This window comes from Nisaea sediminum, from assembly GCF_014904705.1.
In the GTDB taxonomy this organism is placed as follows: Bacteria; Pseudomonadota; Alphaproteobacteria; order Thalassobaculales; family Thalassobaculaceae; genus Nisaea; species Nisaea sediminum.
This window is the reverse complement of sequence record NZ_JACZCQ010000006.1, coordinates 700,635-724,257: the sequence shown is the minus strand read 5'-3', so window position 1 is coordinate 724,257 and position 23,623 is coordinate 700,635. Positions and strand designations below refer to the sequence as shown.

Sequence of the window (23,623 nt, the reverse complement as noted above, 5' to 3'; positions counted from 1 at the left end):
CGAAACCCGAGGATTGCACCCATGAGCCTGAACGAAGAAGTCGAGCTGCTGAAGAACATTCCGCTCTTCGCCAAGATCGAGCCGTCGAAGCTGAAGCTGCTTGCCTTCACCTCCGAGCGGTTGAACTACGCGGACGGTCAGGTCTTGTTCAATCAGGGCGATTCCGGCGACGCCGCTTATATTATCATCGACGGTACAGCCTCGGTCCTGATTGATACCGATGACGGTAAGATCGAAGTGGCACAGCTCAGCAAAGGCGATGTGGTCGGCGAGATCGCCATTCTCTGCGACGTGCCCCGGACCGCCACGGTCCAGGCGAAGCAATCGCTGACGACCCTGAAGATCGCCAAGGAGGCCTTCTTCCGACTCGTCACCGATTTCCCGCAGATCGCGGTCGAGATCATGCGTGAACTGGCCGCGCGACTCGAGCAGACCAACATGCGCCTGCGCGCCGCGCTTTCCGACAAGGACGGGTAAACCCGGACCGTGAGCCGTCTCGACAGCGCCATCCGCCGCCTCCAGGCGCAGAAACTGAGCCTGGAATGGGCCGTCTCGGCCATCGCCGGCCGTTCCGGAAACGCAATAGAACTCGGGCTCGGCAATGGCCGGACCTTCGATCATCTGCGTTCCCTGATGCCGGACCGGGCGTTCTACGTCTTCGACCGGCAGGTCGCCGCGCATCCGGATTGCATCCCGGCGGACGACCGGATCTTCCTCGGCGATTTCCGCGAAACCCTTGTGCGCGCGCGCGCTCAGCTCGGGCCCACCGTCCTGCTCGCGCATCTCGATATCGGCACCGGGGAAAAACAGACCAGCATCGCGCTCGCGGCGGAGATCGCGCCTCTGGTCGACGCCCTCCTCGCGGACGGCGCGGTCGTGGTGAGCGACCAGCCGGTCGAGCTGCCGCGCTGGAACGCCGCTCCGCTCCCCGACGGGATCAGCCCCGGACGGATACATCTCTACCGGATCGCCGCCACCTGATGCTTGAACATGCGGCCGTCCGGCAGCATGTCATGCAGGTCGTTCCAGAACCGACGGGGGATTATTCTTGGATTCACTGACCCAGGCCGTCCTCGGCGCCACGGTCGCTGTCGCCGTCGCCGGACCGAAGATCGGCCCGCGCAAGGCCGCGCTCGCCGGCGCCGTTCTCGGCACGCTCCCCGATCTCGACGTGCTCTACAGGCATGGAGATCCGGTCAGCGACTTCGTGCTGCACCGGGGGTGGAGCCATTCCCTGCTGGTCCATGCCGCCCTCACGCCGCTGATCGGCGAGGGATTGATGCGGCTCTTCAAGGGCCTCAGGCAGGAGCGCGTGGCGGCCTATCTGACGGTCTTCCTCTGCCTGACGACCCATGCCCTGCTCGATGCGATGACGGTCTACGGAACGCGCCTGCTCTGGCCGGTTGTCGACACGCCCTTCGGCGTCGGGTCGGTCTTTATCATCGATCCGCTCTATACCCTTCCGCTGCTTGCGGCGACACTCTGGGCTCTGGCGTTGCCGGCGTGGAGCGGGCGGCTCAAACGGGTCACGACGGGCGCGCTGGCGCTCTCGACGCTTTATCTCGGCTGGTCTCTCTTGGCGCAGCAAATCGCCGATAGCAAGGCACGGGCGGCGATGGCGGCGGCGGGCCTCTCAGCGGAGCGGGTGCTCGCAACCCCGATGCCCTTCAACACCCTGCTCTGGCGCACCATCGCGGTGGACGGGCCGGTCTATTACAACATCTACCAACCGGTCTTCGGCGGTCCGGACAGCGCGCGCATCCACGCCCATCCGCGCCTCGAGCCCGGCGGCCCCTGCCTCGACACCCTGCGGCCGGCCGCAACGGTCGCGGCCTTTTCAAAGGGCTATTACCGGATCCTCCGCGACGAAGAAGGCCTCAGGATCGCCGATCTCCGCATGGGCGTGACCCCGAGCTTCGTCTTCGATTTCCGCGTCGCGGCACCGGACGGAGAAGCCTGGAAGGAGATCCATCCGGAACGGATACGCGCGCCGCGCTCCGCCGAAGGAGATGTCGCATGGCTGCTGGGCGCCATGTTTGGCGATCCGGAGGTTCGTCCGGCCGAGGCCGCGAGCCTGTTCGAACCGGGGAAGACCGCGCTGGCCGCGCTACCTGATGCGCCGGCTTGCGGTTAGCTCTCAAACAACAACCCGTCATCCCGGACCTGATCCGGGACCTCAGGCGGCCAGGCGTTGCCCTTCCGTTCGACAAGGTCCCGGCTCTTCGGCCGGGATGGCGAAAATTATGAAATACCTCAATCCAGCTCGACGATCACCGGCGCGTGGTCGGACGGCTTTTCGCCGCCGCGCATGGCTTTCACGACCGCCGCCGATTTCAGCCGAGGCTTGAGCGGCTCGGTGACCCAGACATGGTCGAGACGGCGGCCCTTGTCGGCCGCTTCCCAATCGCGCGAGCGGTAGCTCCACCAGGAATAGAGCTTTTCCGTTTCGGGAACGAAATGGCGAACGGCATCGATCCAGCCGAGGCCGCCCTGCACCCTGGCCAGAGCCTCGACCTCGACAGGCGTGTGGCTGACCACCTTCAAGAGCTGCTTGTGCGACCAGACATCGTGCTCGAGCGGCGCAATATTGAGATCGCCGACCAGCACCATGGGGTCTTTCCCGCTGCGCGCGGAGCCGAACCACTCGACCATCTCGTCGAGGAAGGCAAGCTTGTGGGCGAACTTGTCGTTGACCGCCGGGTCCGGCTCGTCGCCGCCGGCCGGGACGTAGAAATTATGCAATTCGATCCCGCAATCGAGCCGAACCGCCTGATGGCGGCAATCGCTCTTGCCGCACCAGTCGCGCGTGTCGGATTCCGTAAACGGCACACGAGAGACGACGGCGACGCCGTTATAGCTCTTCTGGCCGCGGATCGTCTGGTGTGTGTAGCCCGCCTCGGCGAGCGCCTCGGCCGGGAAATGCTGGTCCTCGGTCTTGGTCTCCTGGAGACAGAGCACGTCCGGCGCGTGGTCCTGCAGGAAACTGAGCACGGTCGGCAGGCGCAGGCGCACGGAGTTGATGTTCCAGGTGGCAATCCGCATGGATGGAAAACTCTCTCGGTCGGAGGAAAGGGAAGCGCTATTCGGCGGCGTCGGCAAGGCCGAGGCGGGCGCCGAGATGGGCTCGGCAGGCTTCGCCGAAAGCCTCGAAGATCTTCCGGTTGATCCCGGCGATCGGCCGCGGCCATTCCGGATGCCACTGCACGCCGAGGACGAAGGCCTTGGTGCCGGAGACGCTGATCGCCTCGACGATCCCGTCCGGCGCCACCGCCTCGACCACGACGTTCTTGCCGGGCTTGTCGATGCCCTGGGCGTGGAGCGAATTCACCAGCGCCGTCTCGGTGCCGGCGATCCGGGCAAGCACGCCGCCGGGCGTCATACGGATCTCGTGCGCCGGGCGGTATTTCATGTCGAAATCCACGTCGCGGCGCATACGGTGATCGAACGTGTCGTCGAAATCGAAAATGCGCTGGTGCAGCGTCCCGCCGAGCGCGACGTTCATCTCCTGAATGCCGCGGCAGATGCCAAGCACCGGAACCCCGGCCTCGATCGCCTTGCGGATCAGCGGCAGCGTGACACCGTCGCGGCGCGGATCATGCTCGGTGCCCTCGACGCTCGCCGGGCCGTTGAAATGATGCGGCTCGACATTGGAGGGGCTGCCGGTCAGCAACAGGCCGTCGAGATGGGCAACCAGGCTGTCGAGATCGAGCTGCCCCGCCTCCAGCGCCGGAATCATCAACGGCAGACCGCCGGCGGCCTCCGGAACGCAGGTGACATATTTCTCCGAAACCCGCTGTACCGAATGATCCTGTCCCTGCTGATGACAGGCGGTGACACCGATCAGGGGCAGAGACGGAACGGACAGCATGGAAGGCTCCTCGCTTGGGGCTGACATCTCGCTCTCGGGGCCGTGACAGCGTGCCGCTGGCAGGCCCGCGAAACCGCTGCCATATTCCACCAGATGGACCTCTCCACGCAACAGCTAGTCCAGCATAAGGGTCTGCTGATCCTTGCATGGATCGCCCTGCTCTTCGCTGCCGAGCGCCTCGCTCCGGCGGTTCCGCGCCGGGGCGGCTGGACCCGGGTGCTGCGCAATGCCGTGCTCTGGCTGCTCAACGGCGCGCTCTCGCCGCTGATCGTGGTCCCTGTCTCGCTCTGGGCCTCGAGCCATGCGCTCGGCTGGCGACCCGACTGGCTCGCCGGCTGGCCGGGATTGATCGCCGATATCCTGGTTTTGGACATGCTGATCTACTGGTGGCACCGGCTGAACCACGAGATCCCGTTCCTCTGGCGCTTCCACGAGGTGCACCATCTCGATGAGTTTCTCGACGTCACCTCGGCCGTGAGGTTCCATTTCGGCGAGGTGCTGCTGAGCGCCGGCGCGCGGGCGGCGGTCATCATCCTGCTCGGTATCCCCTTCACCTCGGTGATCCTGTTCGAGGTGCTGGTGCTGTTCTCGGCGATCTTCCACCATTCCAACCTGAAGCTGCCGCCGCGTCTCGAGAGCGCGCTCTCCCGCGTGATCGTCACCCCGTCGATCCACTGGATCCATCATCACGCGCTCCGGCGGGACACGGATTCGAACTACGCGACGATCTTCAGCTGGTGGGACCTGGCGTTCCGCTCACGCAGCCGGACAACGCGGACAGCGGAGATGAAGATCGGGGTGGAGAGCCGACACGACGAGGAGACGCTGCCGCTGATCGCCCTGCCGTTCCGCGAGCGGCGCGAGCCTATTTCTCGTTGAACTTCCCGGTCGCGAAGTCCCGCGGCTTGAAGAGCGCATCCTGCAGCTCCATGCCCTTGCGGGTCTCCAGCAGGGCGACCTTCACCTCGACGCCCTGGGCATCGGTGATGGTCCATTGCCGGAGTTCCAAGGGAGAGTCCGAGAACACCATCTGGATGAAACCCGCTTCCGGATCGTCGCGCATCCGCATCAGCAATCGGATCACGCCCGGGTTGCGGGCCACCTCCAGCACCTCGAGATTCTCGGTCAGATCCACCGGATCCTCGACCAACACCGCAAGCGGCGTGCTGCCGAGCGGCACGTGGGTGGTCTGCTGCAGCTCGTTGTCCTGGAAGATCAGCCAGGTCCCGTCCGAGACCAGCAGCACCGGCGACGGCTCATCATATTCGAACCGCATCAGGCCGGGCCGCTTCAGCGAGAGAATGCCCTGCGCCGTCGCGCCCTGGTTCGAGACCTGGAGGAAGCGGGCCTGCAGCGTGGTCAGCCCGTTGAAATAGGCCTCGATCGCCTTCAGCACCTGCTTGTCCTCGGCGCTGAGCGGCGCCGCGCCGGAAGGCTGCGGGAGGAGGAGACAGAGCGTCAGGGCGGCGAAGGCGATGAGCTTTTTCATGAAGTCTCAAATGGCAGGCGGGATGCGCGGTTGCAAGCGGCAATATTGGGGCAGCGCGCCGATCGTCATCCATCCCGAACCGTCATCCCGGACCTGATCCGGGACCTCGGGAAGCCTGGTCTCGGCCCTTTGTTCGCCAAGGTCCCGGCTCTTCGGCCGGGATGACGATCAAAGCCGGGGTGACGTCAGCTTTATTCGTCCTCGTTCGGGTTCCGCACCAGGACCTCGCGCTTGCCGACATGGTTGGCTTGGCTGATCACGCCGTCCGCCTCCATGCGCTCGATCAGCGTCGCGGCACGGTTGTAGCCGATCTTCAGGTGCCGCTGGATGAAGCTGGTGGAGGCCTTGCCCTCGCGGGCGACGATGGCAACCGCCTGGTCGTAGAGCGCGTCGCCGCTGTCCGTGTTGCCGCCGGTCAGGCCCGAGAGATCGCCGAAGCCGCCCTCTCCGCCCTCGCCATCGTCCTCGGTGACGCTGTCATTGTATTCCGGCTCGCCCTGGGCGCGGAGGTGGCGGACCACGTCCTCGACCTCCTCGTCGCTGACGAACGGGCCGTGCACGCGGGTGATGCGGCCGCCGCCGGCCATGTAGAGCATGTCGCCCTGGCCGAGCAGCTGCTCCGCGCCCTGCTCGCCGAGGATGGTGCGGCTGTCGATCTTGGAGGTGACCTGAAAGCTGATCCGGGTCGGGAAGTTGGCCTTGATGGTGCCGGTGATGACGTCGACCGACGGGCGCTGGGTCGCCATGATGACATGGATGCCGGCGGCGCGGGCCATCTGGGCGAGACGCTGCACCGCACCCTCGATATCCTTGCCGGCGACCAGCATCAGGTCCGCCACCTCGTCGATCACCACGACGATGTAGGGCAGCGGCGTCAGGTCGAGCGGTTCTTCCTCGAAGACCGGCTTGCCGGTCTCGCTGTCGAACCCGGTCTGCACCCGGCGCTTCAGCACCTCGCCCTTCTTGCGCGCCTCGGCGAGGCGGGCGTTGTAGCCGTCAATATTGCGCACGCCGAGCTTGGACATGGCGCGGTAGCGGCTTTCCATCTCGCGCACGGTCCATTTCAGCGCCACCACCGCCTTCTTCGGATCGGTCACGACTGGGGAAAGCAGGTGCGGAATGCCGTCATAGATCGAGAGTTCGAGCATCTTCGGATCGATCATGATCATCCGGCAGCTTTCCGGCGCATGCCGGTAGAGGAGCGAGAGGATCATGGTGTTGACCGCCACCGACTTGCCCGAGCCTGTGGTGCCGGCGATCAGCAGGTGGGGCATGCGGGCGAGGTCGGTCACCACCGGGGTGCCGCCGATATCCTTGCCGAGCGCGATGCCGAGCTTGGCGCCGGAACGCTCGTAGATGTCCGATTCCAGGATCTCGCGCAGATAGACCGTATCGCGCCGCGCGTTCGGCAGCTCGATGCCGATCACGTTACGGCCTGGGACCACGGCGACGCGGACGGAGACCGCGCTCATCGAGCGGGCGATGTCGTCGGAGAGGCCGATCACGCGGGAAGATTTCGTGCCGGGCGCCGGCTCGAGCTCATAGAGCGTCACCACCGGACCGTGGCGGATCTTGCCGATCTCGCCCTTCACGCCGAAATCGCCAAGCACCGATTCCAGCATCCGGGCATTTTCCTGCAGCGCTTCCGGCGCGGGACCGGCGGCGCCTTCCTGGGCTTCTGCGAGGAGATCCATCGCGGGAAGTTCGTAATCGCCCGCATTGGGGAGATCGAGACTGGCCTGCGCGACACTGGCCTTGGCCGGTTTCTTCGCCGGCGCCGCCTTGCGCGGTGCGGCGGCCTCTTCCGGCATCGCCTTCAGCACCGGCGCGGAGGATTCCACCTCCGGCGCCTTGCGCGGCGTGGAACTCAGGCGCGGCTTCTCTTCCTCGCGCTTGCCGCTGAGAGACGGCTCGCGCCGGCCGACGGAGTCAAAGCCCTTGCGGGCGAGGTTGGCCGTCGCCTCAAGGCCGCTGCCGAGCGCACGGCCGCCAAGTGCGCCGCCTTTGGCACCGAGCGCAGCCGCGGTCCCGACACCGCGGCCCGCCCCACGCGCCAGCGCAAGCCATTCGCGCCAGGAGGCGCCGAAGGTCCAGAGCAGGAGGGAGACGGCCAGCAGGCCGGCGGCCGCACCGATCCAGAGCGCGTCCAGCGCCGCCAGCAGCCCGAGCGCCGAGATCTTGGTCAGGACCAGCGTGCCGACCGCACCGCCGAGTCCGGCCCTCAGCGGCCAGTCTTCCGGCACCGGCAGAACCGACAGCGCAAGACAGCCCGCGATCAGCGCGAAGGGCAGCAGCGCGATGCGCAGCGCGACCCGCTCCAGCGGCCGGTGAGTCATCAGGCGCCAGCCCCAGACCGCGAACAGAAGCACCGGAACGGCGCTGACCAGACCGACGGTCTGCAGCATGACGTCCGCAACGATCGCTCCGGCCGGGCCGAGCAGGTTCTGCACATCTCCGGAACCGGCGGCATTGAAGGACGGGTCGGCCGGGGCATAGCTCAGCAGCAGCGCGGCCCCGAGACCGGCAAGGACGAGCAGGGCAAGGCCGGAGAACTCGGCCGCCCGGCGCCTCAGATAGAGACGCGCGCTCTCGGGAAGGAACCCGCCGCCCGACATGTCGTTTCCGGCACTCTTGGTAGATGCGCTCATATGCTTTTTCCCCGCAGGTCTCGCCGCCGCCTCAGAAATAGGGCGCGATGCGACGCAGACCTTCCTCCGTGGTTTCCGTGTCGTAGACGAGGGCGATGCGCACGAAGGGATCGCCCGGATTGACCCCGTTCGCGTCCTCCCGCGCCATCAGGCCGACCGGAACGATCTTCACCGCCTCTTCGCGCCAGAGGGTCTTGGTCAGGCCCTCGGCATCCTCCGACGGCATGCAGACGAAGAAGCCGGCTTCCGCCTCGTGATAACCCTTCTTGTTGCCAAGCACCCGGCTGGCGATGCGCCAGTTTTCGGCGTAATGCGCGCGGTTGGCCTCGACATGGGCCTCATCCTTCCAGAGCGCCGTCGCCGCATGCAACAGCGGCAGCGGCGTCGAGGCGCTGCCGAACATGATGTATTCGCCGTAGCGCTTCACCAGTTCCGGATCGCCCGCGAGGAAACCGGAGCGCATGCCCGGCGCGCTCGAGCGCTTCGAGAGCGAATGCAGGACGACGATGTTCTCCAGGTTGTCACCGAGCGCCGCTGCGGCCTCGAGGCCGCCCGGCGGCGGGTCGCCGCGGTAGATCTCGGCGTAGCACTCGTCCACCGCCAGCATGAAGTCGTACCGTCGCGCCAGCTCAATCGCCCGCTTCAGATAATCCAGCGTCGCCACCCGGCCCTGCGGATTGCTAGGCGTACAGAGGAAGCAGAGCGCGGTCCGCTCAAGGATTTCCGGCGCCACGTTTTCCGGATGGGGCAGGAAGCCGTTTTCCTCTGTCGCGTTCATGTAGACGGGCTCGGCCCGCCCCAGCATCGCCGCACCGCGATAGGAATGATAAAGCGGGTTCGGCATCAGGATGACCGGCTGCTGCCCGTTCTTGCGTTCCGGAACCGCCAGGAAACCAAGCTGATAGAGCGCCTCGCGCGTGCCCGAGATCGAGGTGACATGGCGCTCCGGGTCGAGCAGGCCGGACGGCAGGCCATAGCGCCGGCCGAGCCAGGCGACGACCGCCTCACGGAAGTCAAGATCGCCTTTCGGTGGCGGGTACTTGTTCCAGAGATGACCGTTGGCCGCGATGATCTCGTTGACGAAGGCGGGCGGCTGGATCTGCGGTTCCCCCACGGAGAGCATGATCGGACGCTTGCCGGCGGCGGGCTCGATGCCCTCCAGCATTCTGTTCAGGCGCGCGAAGGTATAGTCGCTAAGCGGTTGAAGCGCCGGGTTAATCATCGATTGCTGCCCTGTTCGGCCGGGTTCCTCCCCCAGGCCATTCGCGTTCTATCGGGAATCTATAATATAAGCCCGATAGTTATGGGGCAACTTTAATGCAAAGCCTCACATATCGCAGTCTTCGGGTTTCTTTATATGAATTTCAAATAAAATATTGTTCTAAATAGAAAACGGGCCCGGATGTCGCCATCCGGGCCCGCATAGTTCAGGTACTCTCGGGAAATCAGACCCGCTGGGAGCCGCCGCCGAACTCGGGGTAGGCTTCGAGACCGCACTCGGAACGATCGAGACCGAGGGCTTCCTCTTCCTCGCTGGCCCGGAGCCCGATGGTGAGCTTCAGGACGATCCAGACGATCGCGCTGGTGATCAGGACGAAGGCGCCGATGGAGACGATACCGATGATCTGCGTTGCGAAGCTCGCATCGCCGTTGGACAGGACCACCGCAATGGTGCCCCAGATACCGCAGACGAGGTGAACCGGGATCGCACCGACGACATCGTCGATCTTCAGCTTGTCCAGCATCGGAACCGCGACCACGACGAGGATACCGCCGATGGCACCGATCAGCACCGCAATGCCGATGCTCGGGGCAAGCGGCTCGGCGGTGATGGCAACGAGACCGCCCAGGGCACCGTTCAGCGCCATGGTCAGGTCCAGCTTCTTGTAGATGATCTGAGTCAGGATCACCGCAGCCGTCACGCCGGCAGCAGCAGCCATGTTCGTGTTCACGTAGATGGTCGCGATGTCACGAATGTCGGCAGCGGAACCCATGGCGAGCTGGGAGCCGCCATTGAAGCCGAACCAGCCGAGCCAGAGGCAGAAGGTGCCGAGAGTCGCCAGCGGCAGGTTCGAACCCGGCATCGGGTGAACGGAACCGTCGCTGCCGTACTTGCCTTTGCGCGCACCGATGATGATGGCACCGGCAAGCGCCGCCCAGCCACCGACGGAGTGCACGATGGTGGAACCGGCGAAGTCGGAGAAACCCATCTCGCTCAGCCAGCCGCCGCCCCAGGTCCAGGAGCCCTGGATCGGGTAAATGATGCCGGTCAGCAGGATCGTGAAGATCAGGAACGGGAACACCTTGACGCGCTCGGCAACGGTGCCGGAGACGATGGAAGCCGTTGCCGCCACGAACACCATCTGGAAGTACCAGTCGGAGGCCGCCGCGTAACCGCTGCCGTCGCCGGTGAAGCCGTCGGCGGTGATCACGTCGTCAGAGGCGGACCAGACCGCGAAGGAGCCCATGAAGCCGCTGACGTCCATGTACATAAGGTTGTAGCCGACGAGCCAGTAGAGGATGCCCGCGACGGAGTAGATGGTGATGTTCTTGGCGCACTGCATGGTCGTGTTCTTGGTGCGGACCAGGCCCGCCTCGAGCATGCAGAAACCGGCCGCCATCCACATCACGAGGAAACCGTGAATCATGAAGGACAGCGTGTTGAAGATGAAGGCCGTCTCTGGTTCGACGGCAGCCGATGCGGACTCAGTCAGCGCGATCGTGATCGACGCGGTAACGGCCGCCAGAGCGGAAAAGCCGAAAAATTTTCTCATCTGGTGAACTCCTTAAAGCGCGTCGTTGCCGGTCTCACCGGTACGGATCCGGACGGCTTGGGAGACATCCAGCACGAAGACCTTGCCGTCGCCGATGCGACCGGTATTCGCTGCCTTCTGGATGGCTTCCACCACCTGTTCCGCCAAGTCGTCCGGCACCGCCACTTCGACTTTGACCTTCGGAAGGAAATTCACGGCGTATTCCGCGCCGCGATAGATTTCGGTTTGCCCCTTCTGCCGTCCGAAGCCCTTGACTTCGCTGACCGTCAGCCCCTGGATCCCCAGGGCGGTCAGTGATTCGCGGACCTCGTCAAGCTTGAAGGGCTTTACGATTGCCATGATCAGTTTCATGCCGCCCAACCTTCTCCTGTTGTGCTTTGCCGCCCGCCCGTCACCGGGCATGGGCGGATGTCTGCGCACCGCAGATCGATCGAGTTATTACAAATAGCGTGCCGAAATTCGTATTTCTCAAAATTGTATTATTTATCAATATATTAAGAGATTCTTGGGAAATCCGGAAATTCGCTAAGTCTATATTTTGTGCACAAATTTTAGGCACGAATGTAACCGTGATGTAATTTTGTGCATCGCAACAGGAGATGCGACAAAGCGCGCGGGACCTTGTTTGGCGGCTCCGGCCCTGTATCTTCGCTGACACCAACAAGACGCGATCACCCGGAGAAACGGCGTCATGAGTCACCCGGATTGCGATGTCCTGATCGTCGGCGGCGGCCTGTCCGGCATGTCGGCCGCCCTGGCGCTACAGGCGACCGGCCTGAGCGTAACGGTGATCGATCCGGTCCCGGCGGAGGTTCAGGCCGCCGCAGGATACGACGGCCGGACCACGGCGATCTCCCAGAGCAGCAAACGGATGCTGGACCGGCTCGGGGTCTGGCAGGCAATGCCTGACCCTGCCTGCCCGATCGGAGACATCCGCGTGCAGGAAGGCGGCTCGCCCCTATTCCTGCAATTCGACCGCGAGGATGCCGGTCCGGAGGCTATGGGCTTCATCGCCGACAACGGCAGCCTCAAGGCCGGTCTCTACCGCCAGGCCGCTGGCAAGGACGGCTTGACGGTTCTGGCCCCGGCCTCGGTGGCGGCGCTCGAGAGCGGAACAGGTTCGGTCACAGCAACGCTCGAGGACGGTAGACAAGTGACGGCGCGTCTTGCTTTGGCCGCCGATGGACGCCGGTCGCCGACACGGCGGCGGGCCGGGATCCGCGCGACCGAGTTTTCCTACGGGCAGACCGCGATCACCTGTACGGTCACCCATTCCCGCCCGCACAACTACGTCGCCTATGAGCATTTCCGGCCGGCCGGCCCCTTTGCCATGCTGCCGCTGATGGACGCGGAAGACGGAAGCCACCGGTCCTGCCTCGTCTGGAGCGAGCGCACGGCGACGGCGGAGGCGCTTCTCAAACTGTCGGACGCGGAATTCGACCGGGAACTCTCGGATGCATTCGACGATTCCCTCGGCGAGCTCCACGTCAGCGGCAAGCGCTGGGGTTATCCACTCGGCCTTATCCATGCGGAGCGCTATATCGGCCAACGTCTGGTCCTGATCGGGGACGCCGCGCACGGCATTCACCCGATCGCCGGACAGGGCTTCAATCTCGGCCTCCGCGACATCGCGGCCCTGGCCGACACGATCGAGGATGCGCTGCGGCTCGGACTGGATATCGGCTCTGCCCCGGTGCTTGAGAAATACCAGCGTTGGCGCCGTTTCGACGTAATGTCGATGATCGCGGCGACGGACGGGTTGAACCGGCTGTTTTCGAACAATTCGGCTGCGGTGAAGCTGCTTCGCGATGCCGGCCTCGGCCTCGTGCAACGCATCGGGCCGCTGAAACGGGCGTTCATGCGCGGCGCCATGGGGACGGTCGGCAACCTGCCGCGCCTGATGCGCGATCCGGCCCGGCGCTAGGGCCGCGGCCTTACGGCTCGCGGCTGAGGCCGGCCTCGTCCAGTTCCTTGAGATAGCGCGCCCAGATCTCGTCCTTCTCCGCGCCGAGCTTGTGCAGATAGCGCCAGGTGTAGATCCCGCTGTCGTGCAGGTCGTCGAACTTGATCCGGACCGCGTAATTGCCGACCGGCTCCATGCCCATGATGTTGACGTGCGCGCGGCCGTGCACGAGCTTCTTTTGCGACGGCACGTGGCCCTGCACCTCGGCCGACGGACTCTCGACACGAAGCAGTTCCGCCGGAATACTGAAGCTTTCGCCAGTATCGAAATCGATCTCGAGACATTTTTCCGCGGACTGGACGCGAATCTCGGTCGGCCAGATCTCGGTCGAGAAACTCTCGCTCATGGCCTTAGCCCGCCTGATTTCCGGAGGTGGGCGCCAACGCGGCCGCACCCTCTGCCACCGGATCCCCGTTCTCGTCGAGAGACCGCGCCTCGTCGGGCAGCATGATCGGGACGCCGTCGCGGATCGGATAGGCCAAACGGGCCTGCTTGCTCACCAGTTCAGACCGCTCCCGGTCGTAGACCAGCGGCGCCTTGGTGATCGGGCAGACCAGAATCTCCAGCAGCTTCGGGTCGACCTCCCGTTCCGCAGAGCCGGCGGCGGGCTTGTCAGTGCCGTGCATATTCCTCGTCCCTCAGATCGTGAACCGCCATCTCTAGCAGGGCCAGCATGGTGTCGCCACGTTCCTGCAGCGTCGGCGCCTCCAGCAGCGCCTGTTTCTCCAGCGGCCCGAAGGGGCAGACCATCGCGAGCGTCGTCAGGAGCTGGATATCGGCGGCATTCTCGATCGAGTCCCAGTCGGCACGGATGCCCTGGACCGCGAAATAGTCCTTGAGGCCGCGCATCAGGCGGGCGCGATCCAGGACAAGCGCCTCGTCCGACTTCTTGAAATCGTCGGCAAAGCTGCACCAGTCGGCGACCACGCGGCGATACCCGGAGCGGCTTTCCAGTTCCTGTTCGACATGGAATCGCGCGACCCCGGTCAGGGTGATCAGGAAGCGCCCGTCCTCGGTTTCGGAGAAGGAGGTGATCCGGCCCGCGCACCCCGTCCGCTGTAGGCAGGTCGCGTCGGCCTCGGCCGTGTCGGCCGGCTGGATCATCCCGATCAGCCGGTCGGTGGCGAGCGCGTCCTGCGTCATCACGAGATAGCGCGGCTCGAAGATATTGAGCGGAAGCTTGCCGCCCGGCAGCAACAGGACGCCGGGCAGGGGAAAGACCGGAATGCAGGCAGGCATGTCCTCCAGGTTCGGAGAAAAAGGGCTGCGCGACAGGGTATCCGGCATTTCCTTCAGGCCTCCATATTCAGGAAAACAGGACGGCGGAGAGTTTGCGGCGACCCTCGACCGTGACCGGGTCGGTATGGCCAAAGGCTTCGAAGAACTTGACCAGCTGCTTGCGCGCCTTCTGTTCCTCCCACTCGCGGTTCAGACGGATGCTCTCGATCAGGGCATCGACCGCGCCTTCCCGGTCGCCGCCGGCGAACAGGGCCATGGCGAGGTCGTAACGGGCTTGGTGGTTTTTCGGATCGGCCTCGATCGCCGCGAGCAGTTCCGCCACCTCGCCGGCATCGACGCTCTCGCTCGCCAGCTCGAGCGAGGAGATTGCTGCATGAACTTCCGGCGCTTTTTTAAGCTGCTCGGGAAGCTGATCGATCACCTGCTGCGCCTGCTCGACCTGTCCGATGGCGACGAGCGCCCGGATCAGGCCGGCATTGCCGCGGACATTCTCTGGATCGTGCTGCACGACCTGGCTGTAGATGCCACCCGCACCCTGGGCATCGCCCGCCTCGAGCATCTGGTCCGCCGCGTCCAGCGCCTCGTCGAGCGGCGACTCACCGGCCGCTCCGCCGGTCAGGCGCTTGACGAACTCGCGGATCTGGCTTTCCGGGAGGGCGCCCTGGAAACCATCGACGGGGCGGCCCTGAAAGAACGCGAACACCGCCGGGATCGATTGCACGCGCATCTGCTGCGCGATGGCCGGGTTCTCGTCGATATTGATCTTCACCATGCGGACCGCGCCCTTGGCATCGCGCACGACCTTCTCCAACGCCGGCCCTAGCTGTTTGCAGGGACCGCACCACGGCGCCCAGAAATCGACGATGACCGGCGTCTCGCGCGACGCTTCGATCACATCCGCCATGAAGCTGTTCTGGTTCGAGTCCTTGATCAGGTCGGCGGGGTCCGGCGCGGCGTTGATGAGGGTTTCCATTGGATCGTCCGTTCTTTGCTTAAGGGTAAAGTTTGACCGACGGCTTCACTTGACAAGGCCCTCGCGGGTTCAGCCAGGAGCATTGAGATCGAGAATCTCCGGAGCGTAGCCGAGACCGGTCAGGAAAGCCTGAAGCCCCGAAGGGGAGACAGCGATCGTCATTTCATTGGAGAGCGGATGGTAGTTCAGCGGATCGAACTCCAGCATGTCCTTGTCGAGCACCACGGTGACCTCCCGACCGGTATCGTTGATCAGGGCGAAGGGGGAGACCGCGCCCGGGATCACGCCGAGATAGGTCATCAGACGGTCGGGACTGCCGAAGGAGAGCCGGGCGCCGCCGAAAGCCGCGCCGAGTTGCTTCAGATCGATCGGCCGGTCCTCAAGCGTGACCAGCAGCCACATCTTGCCCTTGCGGTCGCGCAGGAAGAGGTTCTTGCAGTGCCCGCCCGGCAACTCTCCGCGCAGCGCCTTGCTGTCCTCGACGGTGAAGAGCGGCGGGTGCCGGTGCAGATCGTAGGCGACGCCGGTTGCGTCGAGATGGGCCAGAAGCTGTTCCGGAGTCCTGGGGGCCGCCCGACCTTCGTCGGAGGCTGATTCACTCTCTGCCATGGCACGATCCACTCTCGATTTCATTGTCCGGCGACGCCGGCAGCGCCCTCCAGGAGCACAGGAAATAGCCGGAAAAGCAGGAAAAACCAAGGGTTTCGTGCTCGTATCGTCCCGCTTCGAAGGACCCGAAAAAAAATGTAATTTCGAGGCTTGCATTGCGAAGAACAGTTTGTATTATCGCGGCCTCTTCACGGCGTCGCTGACGCTGGTGGATGCGGGCGTAGCTCAGGGGTAGAGCACAACCTTGCCAAGGTTGGGGTCGTGAGTTCGAATCTCATCGCCCGCTCCAAATTCTCTTAGGAGAAGTGAAGACAGCGACGAAAAAAGCGGCCCTTCCGGGCCGCTTTTCGTTTTTGCACCAAAGCGTCGCCGAAAGGCCGGGGAGCCGGCTTGCCGGCTCTCCCGCATATCCGGCTCAGAAGCGCGCGATCGCCCGCAAATAGAAGGAGCGGCCCGGCTCGTCGACCTGCACTTCGGTCACATCGAACGAATTCGCGCGATTGAGGTGATAGGCATAGTCCCGGTCGAACAGATTGGTGACACCGACACGGACCTCGAACGGCGTGAATGTCTCGACCGAGGCGTAGAGATCCTGGGTAAACCAGGCCGGGGTCTTGTCCGCGTCACGCCCCGAGCCCGTGCTTGAGTCGTCATCCACCCGGGTCTGCTTCAGCGCACCGCGGAAGACCGTGCCGACCTCCCAGCCATCGCCTTGGTACGCCAGCGACAGGCTGCCTTCAAGCGGCGGGATCTGGGCCAGCGGCCGATCCTCGTCGAGATTTTCGCCGTAGGTATAGGTCGCGTCGCCCGCCAGCACCCAGTTTCCGGCAAAGCGATAATCACCGCTCACGGTGAAGCCGGACAGCAGCGCGTCGACATTGCGGTAGACCGTCGCCCCGTTGGAAAGCAGAACCCCGCTCTGGCCGCGCGCGCTGTCGCGCAGAATGAAGTCGCTGACCCGGTCGACATAGGCCGTCGCGCCGAACGACCAGCCTTCATCGCGGGTCGAGAGACCCGCCTCGAGCTGATGGTGCGCCTCGGGCTTGATGTCCGGATTGCCGACCCAGCTGCTCGCCATCATGTCGGACGCCATGGAACGCTCGGTCGCGTCGGCTGTGCGGACGGAGCGGCTGAGGCCGGCATGGAGCACGGTTCTGCTGGTCAGGTCGTATTCCAGCCGCGCGAGACCGCCGAAATTGTTTTCGGAACGATCCTCCCCGGTCTCTCCGTAATACATCCGGTAGAGATCGTTCGGGCTGCGTCCTTTCGAGGTGACGACCTCGTCCGCCCGACCGAGGCTGGCCTCGACACGGTCGTAGCGGCCGCCGAGCACCAGACGGGTCTGCTGCGCGACATCCAGCGTGCTCTCGACGAAAAGGCCGAGCTGGCCGATTTCCGTGTCCGGCCACATGAGGGAATTCAGCGTGTTCACATTGCTGTCCGACATGCCGGAATAACGTTCCGCCTCGCGGCTGTTGTGCTGGTAGTCGAGCCCGACGGTCAGAGCGGCCGATCCGACGGCAAGATCGCCGGCAAGGCTGCCGCCGAAGGTGTCGGAAGTGGAGTCGACCCTCATCGCCATCGGCGCCGTGCGGGTCCGGAGCGAGTAATTGTCCATCACATGCTCGACGCCCGTCGCGAAACCCTCGGCACGCACTTCAGTGAACGCCCCGAAAGCGACCGGAAGCCTCACCTTCCCCCGCAGGGTCCGGGAATCGTCCACCGGTGCATCCATCGCGGCGCCCTCGAAGAGCGCGTCCTCGGTGCTCGCGAAGCCAAGCCCGAGGGAAAGCGCGGCGCCGTCTTCCTTCTCGTACCCCGCAACCGTGTCGATCGAACGCTGGGAGAAGCTGGACCGGACCTCGTTGCCGTCCCCGTCGTCGTAATTGTCGGCCTCCTTGGCAGCGCCGACCACCCGGGCATAGGCGCCGTCGCGTCCGGCCGCCACATCGCCGAAGGCATCGCGGATATTGCCATTCGACTCCCAGCCGCCGCCAACCTGTCCGAGATATGATTTCCCCGTCTCGAAGACGGGTGCGAGGCGTTGGAAATCGATGTGACCGCCCGGCCCTCCAGCCCCCCGAGTGACGCTCTGATAGCCTTGCGAGACGATGACTTGGTCATAAGTTTCTACAGGCGCGAAGGAGGCCGGGGGATCCATCCGGTTCGGACAGCCGCCGTAGATATAGGCGCCGTCCGTGGTGATGTTGAGCTGATTGCCCTGCATGCCGCGGATGACCGGGTCGATGCCGTGCCCGCCCATCCGCACGCCGGAGATTCCCGGGACGCTGCGGAGGAAATCGCCGCCGTCGGCCGCAGGCGGACTGGCCGGGCTGTGCGGAGGAAGAACGGATTGGGAAGGCTTCGAAAGCCAGGGGGCCTCGACCACGAGTTTCGGGAGGGACGCGGCCGAGCCGCCGTCCGTGGATGACTGGGCCCGCGCATCGACGGCCGGAAACGCCATGGCGGCGACGGCAAGGCCGAGCGGAATCTTGTTTCGAATGCTCATTGGTTTCACTTTCAATCTACAACCTGAATGTCGGATTGCCCCCAAACCTCCGCCCGCCGCGCATGCGCCCACCGGCGCGCGGCCGCACAAGCAGGAGCAGCCAATGCCGGGGAAATGCACGGGAGGGGGCGAGAAACGGCCGACCGGCCGTACCACCTGAAACGAAGGTCTTTGGGAAGCTCTAGAAGCTCAGGAGCGGATCGGAGGCGCCCGGGAGTGGAAAGGAACCCGTCCGGCTCGGCCAACAAGCGCCAGAAGCGGGATGGCTCTTTCGATACGGGAGAAGCTGCCCGAGGGTCCGACTGCAGGCAGGTCCGGCAGGAGCGCAAAGGCGCTGCCGGAAATATGCAAACACGCCGGACAGAACGGCGTGGCGAGATCCGGTGTCCCGCCCTCCCCATCGGCGGGGGGAGCGGAACGGATCCCGCCGGCGGTACAGATCTCCAGTGCCGCGCGAATGACGGCGTCGCGGCCGTCGGACGGCAACGCGTCGGCCGCCATGGCCTGGCCAACGCCGAGCCCGAACCGCATCAGCACAAGTACCGCGGCAAGCAATGCCACGAACTGACGGCGGAAACTCATTCGGATTGCCGCAGAATCACGGCGGCGAAGGCGGCGCTTCACGGACATACGGATCCCATATCAACCCGTGCATGAGCGATCAATTGCCGGATTGACGCAGGCTCACGCCAGAGACTCTACCCGTCGAGCGATTCACGGACTTTCCGGCGCGCCAGCACCGCCTCGCGATGGCTGATATAGGCGGTCGAACAGAAGATCACCGCGCCGCCGAGCCAGACCCATAGCGTCGGCTCCTCTCCGAACATCAGGAACCCCATGACCGCAATCAGCGGCAGCTTGATGAATTCAAGCGGCTGCAGCTGGGTGATTTCGGCAAGGCTGCAGGCGCGGGTCCAGCACATATGGCCGAGCGTCCCGGCGCCGGCGAGGCAGAAGAGCCAGAGCCAGGTCATGGGATCCGGCCACGTCCAGTAGAACAATGCCGGCACAAGCGAAAGCGGGCTTTGCAGCAGCACCATCCAGAGCACGATCGCCTCCGGCCGTTCGGTCGCCGTGAGCTTCTTCACCACCAGTGCGGTGATCGAGATTCCAAGTGCGTTCCCGAGCGCGAGCAATGCCCCCGGCGTGATCGCCTCCATCCCCGGACGGAGAACGATGAGCATGCCGACGAAACCCGCGACGAGCGCCGCGACGCGGCGCGCCCGGATAACCTCGCCAAGCACCAGAACGGCACCGATCGTGGCGAAAAGCGGCGCGGTGAAGCCGAGCGCGGTCGCCTCTGCGAGCGGGATCATCGTAATGGCAGCGAAACCCGCCGCCATCGCAACCAGGTTGATCGCCGCGCGCAGGCTATACAGCCCGTATTTCTCCGTCCGCAGCGCGCCCAATCCCTGCCGCATGATCCAGGGCGCCATCAGCACGACCGCGAGAAAGTTGCGGAAGAACACGACCTCCAGCACATGCAGGGTCTCGGAGGAGAGGCGGATGAAGAGCCCCATCGAGGTGAAGAACACCATCGCCGTGCTCATGAGGAGAGTTGCCCGTACCGTGGCCGGCAACCTTGAAAAGGCGGCGATGAAACGCATGTCTGAGAAGCCTGAGAGCGGTGTGACCCGTCGAGACTATCCCGGCCCTGCATGCATTGCCAGCGGGCAGGGTTCGATCGAGATCCGTCCAACAACTTGACCTGGATCAAAGAAGCGGCAGTGGCGGCATGCTCCACTCGCCGGAGCGAACAACAACAATGACCAAACCAGGAAACGAAAATGTCCCACGTCCTCCACGAGCTCGCAGAAGAATTCCCCGAAGCGGCCGACAAGATTCACGAGTTGAAGCAGAGCAACGCTCATTTCGCCAAACTCGCCGACGCGTACCATGAGGTGAACCGCGAAATTCACCGGATCGAGGCGGAGATCGAAACGACGTCGGACGCTTATGCGGAGGAGCTGAAGAAGAAGCGTCTGGCGCTGAAAGACGAGGTCGCGGGCTTCCTCAACGCCTGATCGGGTCAGACGGAAGCAGATCTTCCTCAAGCAGGTCCTTCTTCAAGAGATGCGCGCGCGTCATGTCGAGGGCCTGCTTGAGTTCATCCTCAAAACGCGTCCGAAGCGCTTCGGACTCCGGATCCGCGAGAATACCGGACCGGAGCCGGGATTCCAGTTCCGCCGCCGCGGCATTCAGGTCCATCAGACCGAGATTCCCCGCGACTCCCTTGATCTGGTGAGCAACCCGGGATGCGGCGATGTAGTCCCCGCGATCGATCAGACCTCCGAGCTTGTCGGCATTTCCCGCGTTCTGCCGGCAGAACTCGTTGAAAAGCCGGCCAGCGAGTTCGTCCGATCCAAGCATCTTCGCGGTGCGCTCGAAAGCTTCGAAGGCAGCACCCTCCTCCCCCGCATCCGATCCGGCAGAGCGGGCTTCTGTTTCTGTTTCTGCTTCTGTTTCAGCCTCCGTTTCGGCCTCGAACGTGATCAACTCGAACCGACCCGAGCGCACGCCGGCCAGCACCCGATAGAGCTTCTCTTCCTCGATCGGTTTCGCGATATGCGCATTCATTCCGGCTTCAAAACAGCGATCGATCTCGGACGAGATCGCGTGAGCGGTCGCTGCGACGATGGGGAGGTTGCCAAAGCGTCCGTCCGCCCGAATCAGACGCGTCGCCTCAATGCCGTCCATGACCGGCATCTGGATGTCCATGAGAACGGCATCGTAGTTCCGTGGACCGCCCGCGGTTACCGCTTCGACGGCGAGCCGGCCGTTGGCGACGAGTTCCACCTCGACCCCGACGCGGCGCAGAAGCGCCTCGATAACCTGTTGATTGATCGCGTTATCTTCCGCAACCAGCACCTTCATGCCCGAAACCTGTGCAGGGAGCGGGTCTGACGGATCGTCCTCGATCTCGCGGTCTTCCGCGAGGGCGCGCAGCAGGCGCAACAGCCTCTCCAGCGCGATCGGCTTCGTCAGTACCCCGCTCAGGCCGGCGGCACGTGCCTGCTCCGTCAGACCTTCCGCGTGTGCGCCGGTCACCAGGACAACTTTGGGCGGAACGTCGTCCCCCATATGGGCCTCCTGGATCATCAGCGCCGTTTCCAAGCCATCGGTCTCCGGCATGATCCAGTCGAGGACCACCAGGTCGAAATCTTTTCCTTCCCGCCGGGCCTCGTCGATGCGCGCAAGCGCTGCCAGTCCGGAATCTGCTTCCTCGACATCGAGCCCTATCGATCGGAACATGCCTGTCAGGACGATGCGCGCCGTCTCGCTGTCATCGACGACCAGAACCCTCCAGTCCCTGAAAGGGGCATTCGCCCTGTCGGCCGTCAGCAAGGGACTGACGGATGTCCGGAACGGGAGGGTGACATGGAAGACGCTGCCTTCGCCGGGTGTGCTTTCGACCCAGATCCGCCCGCCCATCCGCTGAACGAGGTCCAGGCAGATAGAGAGTCCGAGGCCAGTGCCGCCAAATTGCCGCGTTGTCGAGACGTCCGCCTGCGCGAAGGGTTTGAAGATCCTTTCGCGCTGCTCCGCGGTCATACCAATGCCGGTGTCTTCCAGCCTGAAATGCAACTCGACCCGACCGTCGGTCATCTCTCTCGGCTTGACGTGAAGCCTGACCGATCCCTGGCCGGTGAACTTGACTGCGTTGTTGCAGAGATTGGTCAGGATCTGAGCGACCCGGAGCGGATCGCCATAAAGATCCAGCGGCGTATCCGGATCGACAAAGACTTCGAACTCCAGGCCTTTCTCGACCGCCATGTCCCTTGCAATCCCTCCGGCCTGCTCGATGACTTGCCGGAGGTTGAAATCGGTGGCGTCGATTTCGAGCTGGCCCGCCTCAATCTTCGAGAAATCGAGTATGTCGTTGATGATGCCGAGGAGGATCTGCGAGGACGACACGATCTTGGCGACGAAGTCGGTCTGCGTTTCGTTCAATGCGGTCCGTTGAAGCAACCGCCCGAGACCGACGATCCCGTTGAGGGGCGTGCGGATCTCGTGACTCATATTGGCGACGAAAGCGGACTTGGCGCGGCTCGCTGCCTCTGCCTCTTCCTGACGCTGCTTCAGTTCGGTGATGTCGACCCGGAAAGAGAGGAACCCACCGTCCGGGGTCTTCGAATCCTGGATCCGGATCCACCGTCCATCGGGGAGCAGCTGTTCGACAACCGGCCCGGGCTCCACGAACTGCCGGAGCCGCGTCGAGATCCATTCCTCCTCGCGGCCGACGGCTTCCGGGATTTCTCCTTCATATGCCGATACGCGGATGATCTCCTCGAAACTCCGGCCGGGTACCATTGTCCGGCGCGTGCTGGGATACAAATCCTTGAAGCGCTCGTTGCTGAGCACCAGACGCTTTTCGCTATCGTATAGGACAAAGGCGCCGTTCATGGCGTCGAGGGCGATACGCAGCTGGCGCTCGGCCTCGGTTGCAAGTTCCTTCGCGGCGATCAGTCCGGCTTCCTGCGCCGCCAGAGTCTGAACGTCGCCGCGCCGGCGCTCGTGATAGATGCCCAGACCCGCGACCGGCGCGGCGATGGCGAGGCCGATCAGAAGGACCGGGAGCCAGATTTGCAAATAGATCCCGTTGGGGACGATCCAGCCGCCTTTCGGCCGCCCGGCAAACACCCACTCGCCGACCGGAAGACTGACAGGCTGCAGGACAGGGTCGGACAGGAAAAGACTTTCGTCGCCGTAGAAGACATCCCCGCCCAGGCCCATTCCGTCGCGCCCGCGGATCGCGAATTCGAACGTCATCTCAGAGGGGTCGGGCGGTATCCCGGCGGCGGCGTAGAGCTCCTCCATATCGATGACGGCGGAAACCAAACCCCAGAACGTTTCGGCTCCGTCGGGATTCTTCACGAAAACTGGATAGCGCCCGATGACCGCGACACCGCCCTGAACAAGATTCAGTGGTCCGGCCATCACCAGATCGCGCGCGTCTCGGGCCGCGAAGGCGGCTGCCCTTTGCGCCTCGTTCTTGCGGTAATCGAGACCGAGGGCACCTTCATTCCCTTTCAGGGGATAAATGTAGCGCATCACCAGATCCGGGGCGGCACCGATGTTGCGCAACTGCAGACGTCTGGTGAAGAGGCGCTCGGCAATCTTGTTGAACTGATCGCCCGTAATTTCCGGATTGGCCGAGATCGCCGCCGCGAGCCCACCGACAAGCCTGATGTTCGACGCGATGATTCCTTCAAGGCGGGCCCTCAGCAGATCCAGCTCGCTTGAGATCTCCTGACGCGCCTGTGCTTCGTGCGCATGCCGGGCCTCGACCGAGAGATAGCATCCGATGCCAATAGCTGCGGCGAAGACCAGCAGCGCCGGCACCATCGCAAGAATCCGAATTCGCATTGGTCCCTGTTCCGCAAAATGGCGCTCGGGCACACGCGCCCTGATTCTGATCGTTTGGATGATAACCGGTTTGGTTCGATCATACGCTCAGGCGCGTTACCAATCCCTTAAGGTCAGCGGTCCAACCCGGTTTCGGCCCGCCGGAACAAGCAGATTAGAACGATATCGAAACAATTTTGCCGCC

General features: G+C 64.1%; 22 protein-coding genes and 1 tRNA gene. 7 read left to right on the top strand and 16 right to left on the bottom strand.

Going from position 1 to position 23,623, the window contains the following annotated elements:
* Positions 1 to 21: 21 nt before the first annotated feature.
* The 3 genes from IG122_RS15460 to IG122_RS15450 all read left to right on the top strand — a co-directional run bounded on the left by IG122_RS15460 (position 22) and on the right by IG122_RS15450 (position 2,134).
* Complete coding sequence (locus IG122_RS15460; RefSeq protein WP_193185188.1) at positions 22 to 477, top strand: cyclic nucleotide-binding domain-containing protein; 456 nt, start codon at positions 22 to 24, stop codon at positions 475 to 477.
* A 9-nt stretch (positions 478 to 486) separates the two neighbouring features.
* Positions 487 to 981: a class I SAM-dependent methyltransferase gene (locus IG122_RS15455; protein ID WP_193185185.1), complete on the top strand. Its 495-nt coding sequence runs from the start codon at positions 487 to 489 to the stop codon at positions 979 to 981.
* A 67-nt stretch (positions 982 to 1,048) separates the two neighbouring features.
* The gene (locus IG122_RS15450) at positions 1,049 to 2,134 is read left to right on the top strand and encodes a metal-dependent hydrolase (RefSeq protein ID WP_193185182.1); all 1,086 of its coding nucleotides are present in this window, start codon (positions 1,049 to 1,051) and stop codon (positions 2,132 to 2,134) included.
* 119 nt (positions 2,135 to 2,253) lie between these two features.
* Here IG122_RS15450 and xth read toward each other — a convergent pair whose 3' ends face one another.
* Together xth and IG122_RS15440 are read right to left on the bottom strand one after the other, a co-directional pair.
* On the bottom strand, positions 2,254 to 3,042 hold the full coding sequence (gene xth / locus IG122_RS15445; RefSeq protein ID WP_193185178.1) for an exodeoxyribonuclease III: 789 nt from the start codon (positions 3,040 to 3,042) through the stop codon (positions 2,254 to 2,256).
* Between the two features lie 37 nt (positions 3,043 to 3,079).
* Positions 3,080 to 3,868, bottom strand: a complete 789-nt coding sequence (locus IG122_RS15440; RefSeq protein ID WP_193185176.1) for a gamma-glutamyl-gamma-aminobutyrate hydrolase family protein — start codon at positions 3,866 to 3,868, stop codon at positions 3,080 to 3,082.
* 42 nt (positions 3,869 to 3,910) lie between these two features.
* Between IG122_RS15440 and IG122_RS15435 the strand changes: the two genes are divergently transcribed.
* A complete protein-coding gene (locus tag IG122_RS15435; RefSeq protein ID WP_319024902.1) occupies positions 3,911 to 4,747 on the top strand; it encodes a sterol desaturase family protein in 837 nt (278 codons plus the stop codon).
* On the opposite strand, the gene IG122_RS15430 is transcribed toward IG122_RS15435, so the two are convergent.
* The 5 genes from IG122_RS15430 to IG122_RS15410 all read right to left on the bottom strand — a co-directional run bounded on the left by IG122_RS15430 (position 4,734) and on the right by IG122_RS15410 (position 11,130).
* Positions 4,734 to 5,357: a LolA family protein gene (locus IG122_RS15430; protein WP_193185172.1), complete on the bottom strand. Its 624-nt coding sequence runs from the start codon at positions 5,355 to 5,357 to the stop codon at positions 4,734 to 4,736. The two genes, IG122_RS15435 and IG122_RS15430, sit on opposite strands and share 14 nt — an antisense overlap.
* A gap of 191 nt (positions 5,358 to 5,548) precedes the next feature.
* On the bottom strand, positions 5,549 to 8,005 hold the full coding sequence (locus tag IG122_RS15425; protein ID WP_193185169.1) for a DNA translocase FtsK: 2,457 nt from the start codon (positions 8,003 to 8,005) through the stop codon (positions 5,549 to 5,551).
* A 31-nt stretch (positions 8,006 to 8,036) separates the two neighbouring features.
* Positions 8,037 to 9,227 (bottom strand): aminotransferase class I/II-fold pyridoxal phosphate-dependent enzyme, encoded by a 1,191-nt coding sequence (locus IG122_RS15420; protein ID WP_193185165.1) that lies wholly within the window; start codon positions 9,225 to 9,227, stop codon positions 8,037 to 8,039.
* A gap of 223 nt (positions 9,228 to 9,450) precedes the next feature.
* On the bottom strand, positions 9,451 to 10,779 hold the full coding sequence (locus IG122_RS15415) for an ammonium transporter (RefSeq protein WP_193185162.1): 1,329 nt from the start codon (positions 10,777 to 10,779) through the stop codon (positions 9,451 to 9,453).
* Between the two features lie 12 nt (positions 10,780 to 10,791).
* A complete protein-coding gene (locus IG122_RS15410) occupies positions 10,792 to 11,130 on the bottom strand; it encodes a P-II family nitrogen regulator (protein WP_028466168.1) in 339 nt (112 codons plus the stop codon).
* A 340-nt stretch (positions 11,131 to 11,470) separates the two neighbouring features.
* Between IG122_RS15410 and IG122_RS15405 the strand changes: the two genes are divergently transcribed.
* A complete protein-coding gene (locus tag IG122_RS15405) occupies positions 11,471 to 12,703 on the top strand; it encodes a UbiH/UbiF/VisC/COQ6 family ubiquinone biosynthesis hydroxylase (protein WP_193185159.1) in 1,233 nt (410 codons plus the stop codon).
* 10 nt (positions 12,704 to 12,713) lie between these two features.
* On the opposite strand, the gene IG122_RS15400 is transcribed toward IG122_RS15405, so the two are convergent.
* The 5 genes from IG122_RS15400 to IG122_RS15380 all read right to left on the bottom strand — a co-directional run bounded on the left by IG122_RS15400 (position 12,714) and on the right by IG122_RS15380 (position 15,563).
* The gene (locus IG122_RS15400; protein ID WP_193185156.1) at positions 12,714 to 13,088 is read right to left on the bottom strand and encodes a gamma-butyrobetaine hydroxylase-like domain-containing protein; all 375 of its coding nucleotides are present in this window, start codon (positions 13,086 to 13,088) and stop codon (positions 12,714 to 12,716) included.
* A 4-nt stretch (positions 13,089 to 13,092) separates the two neighbouring features.
* Complete coding sequence (locus IG122_RS15395; protein WP_193185153.1) at positions 13,093 to 13,368, bottom strand: Trm112 family protein; 276 nt, start codon at positions 13,366 to 13,368, stop codon at positions 13,093 to 13,095.
* The gene (locus IG122_RS15390; protein ID WP_193185150.1) at positions 13,355 to 14,029 is read right to left on the bottom strand and encodes an LON peptidase substrate-binding domain-containing protein; all 675 of its coding nucleotides are present in this window, start codon (positions 14,027 to 14,029) and stop codon (positions 13,355 to 13,357) included. Before IG122_RS15390 ends, IG122_RS15395 begins: the two co-directional genes overlap by 14 nt.
* Before the next feature lie 19 nt (positions 14,030 to 14,048).
* Entirely contained in the window at positions 14,049 to 14,954 is a 906-nt protein-coding gene (gene trxA, locus IG122_RS15385) for a thioredoxin (RefSeq protein ID WP_193185147.1), read from the bottom strand.
* A gap of 69 nt (positions 14,955 to 15,023) precedes the next feature.
* Entirely contained in the window at positions 15,024 to 15,563 is a 540-nt protein-coding gene (locus IG122_RS15380) for a prolyl-tRNA synthetase associated domain-containing protein (protein ID WP_193185144.1), read from the bottom strand.
* A 214-nt stretch (positions 15,564 to 15,777) separates the two neighbouring features.
* On the opposite strand from IG122_RS15380, the gene IG122_RS15375 reads away from it, so the two are divergent.
* A tRNA-Gly gene (locus IG122_RS15375) sits at positions 15,778 to 15,852 on the top strand.
* 126 nt (positions 15,853 to 15,978) lie between these two features.
* Here the strand turns inward: IG122_RS15375 and IG122_RS15370 are convergent.
* The 3 genes from IG122_RS15370 to IG122_RS15360 all read right to left on the bottom strand — a co-directional run bounded on the left by IG122_RS15370 (position 15,979) and on the right by IG122_RS15360 (position 19,622).
* Entirely contained in the window at positions 15,979 to 18,072 is a 2,094-nt protein-coding gene (locus IG122_RS15370; RefSeq protein WP_193185141.1) for a TonB-dependent copper receptor, read from the bottom strand.
* A 189-nt stretch (positions 18,073 to 18,261) separates the two neighbouring features.
* Positions 18,262 to 18,654, bottom strand: a complete 393-nt coding sequence (locus IG122_RS15365; RefSeq protein ID WP_193185138.1) for a hypothetical protein — start codon at positions 18,652 to 18,654, stop codon at positions 18,262 to 18,264.
* 116 nt (positions 18,655 to 18,770) lie between these two features.
* The gene (locus IG122_RS15360; protein ID WP_226893593.1) at positions 18,771 to 19,622 is read right to left on the bottom strand and encodes a DMT family transporter; all 852 of its coding nucleotides are present in this window, start codon (positions 19,620 to 19,622) and stop codon (positions 18,771 to 18,773) included.
* A gap of 237 nt (positions 19,623 to 19,859) precedes the next feature.
* Here IG122_RS15360 and IG122_RS15355 point away from each other — a divergent pair, with 237 nt between their 5' ends.
* Entirely contained in the window at positions 19,860 to 20,096 is a 237-nt protein-coding gene (locus tag IG122_RS15355) for a YdcH family protein (RefSeq protein WP_193185136.1), read from the top strand.
* On the opposite strand, the gene IG122_RS15350 is transcribed toward IG122_RS15355, so the two are convergent.
* On the bottom strand, positions 20,086 to 23,439 hold the full coding sequence (locus IG122_RS15350; RefSeq protein WP_193185133.1) for a response regulator: 3,354 nt from the start codon (positions 23,437 to 23,439) through the stop codon (positions 20,086 to 20,088). The two genes, IG122_RS15355 and IG122_RS15350, sit on opposite strands and share 11 nt — an antisense overlap.
* Between the last annotated feature and the right edge of the window lie 184 nt (positions 23,440 to 23,623).

Coding starts and splice junctions, on each gene's coding strand:
- IG122_RS15460 (WP_193185188.1), top strand. CDS start 22: ATGAGCCTGAACGAAGAAGTCGAGCTGCTGAAGAACATTCCGCTCTTC.
- xth (WP_193185178.1), bottom strand. CDS start 3,042: ATGCGGATTGCCACCTGGAACATCAACTCCGTGCGCCTGCGCCTGCCG.
- IG122_RS15440 (WP_193185176.1), bottom strand. CDS start 3,868: ATGCTGTCCGTTCCGTCTCTGCCCCTGATCGGTGTCACCGCCTGTCAT.
- IG122_RS15430 (WP_193185172.1), bottom strand. CDS start 5,357: ATGAAAAAGCTCATCGCCTTCGCCGCCCTGACGCTCTGTCTCCTCCTC.
- IG122_RS15425 (WP_193185169.1), bottom strand. CDS start 8,005: ATGAGCGCATCTACCAAGAGTGCCGGAAACGACATGTCGGGCGGCGGG.
- IG122_RS15420 (WP_193185165.1), bottom strand. CDS start 9,227: ATGATTAACCCGGCGCTTCAACCGCTTAGCGACTATACCTTCGCGCGC.
- IG122_RS15415 (WP_193185162.1), bottom strand. CDS start 10,779: ATGAGAAAATTTTTCGGCTTTTCCGCTCTGGCGGCCGTTACCGCGTCG.
- IG122_RS15410 (WP_028466168.1), bottom strand. CDS start 11,130: ATGAAACTGATCATGGCAATCGTAAAGCCCTTCAAGCTTGACGAGGTC.
- IG122_RS15405 (WP_193185159.1), top strand. CDS start 11,471: ATGAGTCACCCGGATTGCGATGTCCTGATCGTCGGCGGCGGCCTGTCC.
- IG122_RS15400 (WP_193185156.1), bottom strand. CDS start 13,088: ATGAGCGAGAGTTTCTCGACCGAGATCTGGCCGACCGAGATTCGCGTC.
- IG122_RS15395 (WP_193185153.1), bottom strand. CDS start 13,368: ATGCACGGCACTGACAAGCCCGCCGCCGGCTCTGCGGAACGGGAGGTC.
- IG122_RS15390 (WP_193185150.1), bottom strand. CDS start 14,029: ATGCCGGATACCCTGTCGCGCAGCCCTTTTTCTCCGAACCTGGAGGAC.
- trxA (WP_193185147.1), bottom strand. CDS start 14,954: ATGGAAACCCTCATCAACGCCGCGCCGGACCCCGCCGACCTGATCAAG.
- IG122_RS15380 (WP_193185144.1), bottom strand. CDS start 15,563: ATGGCAGAGAGTGAATCAGCCTCCGACGAAGGTCGGGCGGCCCCCAGG.
- IG122_RS15370 (WP_193185141.1), bottom strand. CDS start 18,072: ATGAGCATTCGAAACAAGATTCCGCTCGGCCTTGCCGTCGCCGCCATG.
- IG122_RS15365 (WP_193185138.1), bottom strand. CDS start 18,654: ATGAGTTTCCGCCGTCAGTTCGTGGCATTGCTTGCCGCGGTACTTGTG.
- IG122_RS15360 (WP_226893593.1), bottom strand. CDS start 19,622: ATGAGCACGGCGATGGTGTTCTTCACCTCGATGGGGCTCTTCATCCGC.
- IG122_RS15355 (WP_193185136.1), top strand. CDS start 19,860: ATGTCCCACGTCCTCCACGAGCTCGCAGAAGAATTCCCCGAAGCGGCC.
- IG122_RS15350 (WP_193185133.1), bottom strand. CDS start 23,439: ATGCGAATTCGGATTCTTGCGATGGTGCCGGCGCTGCTGGTCTTCGCC.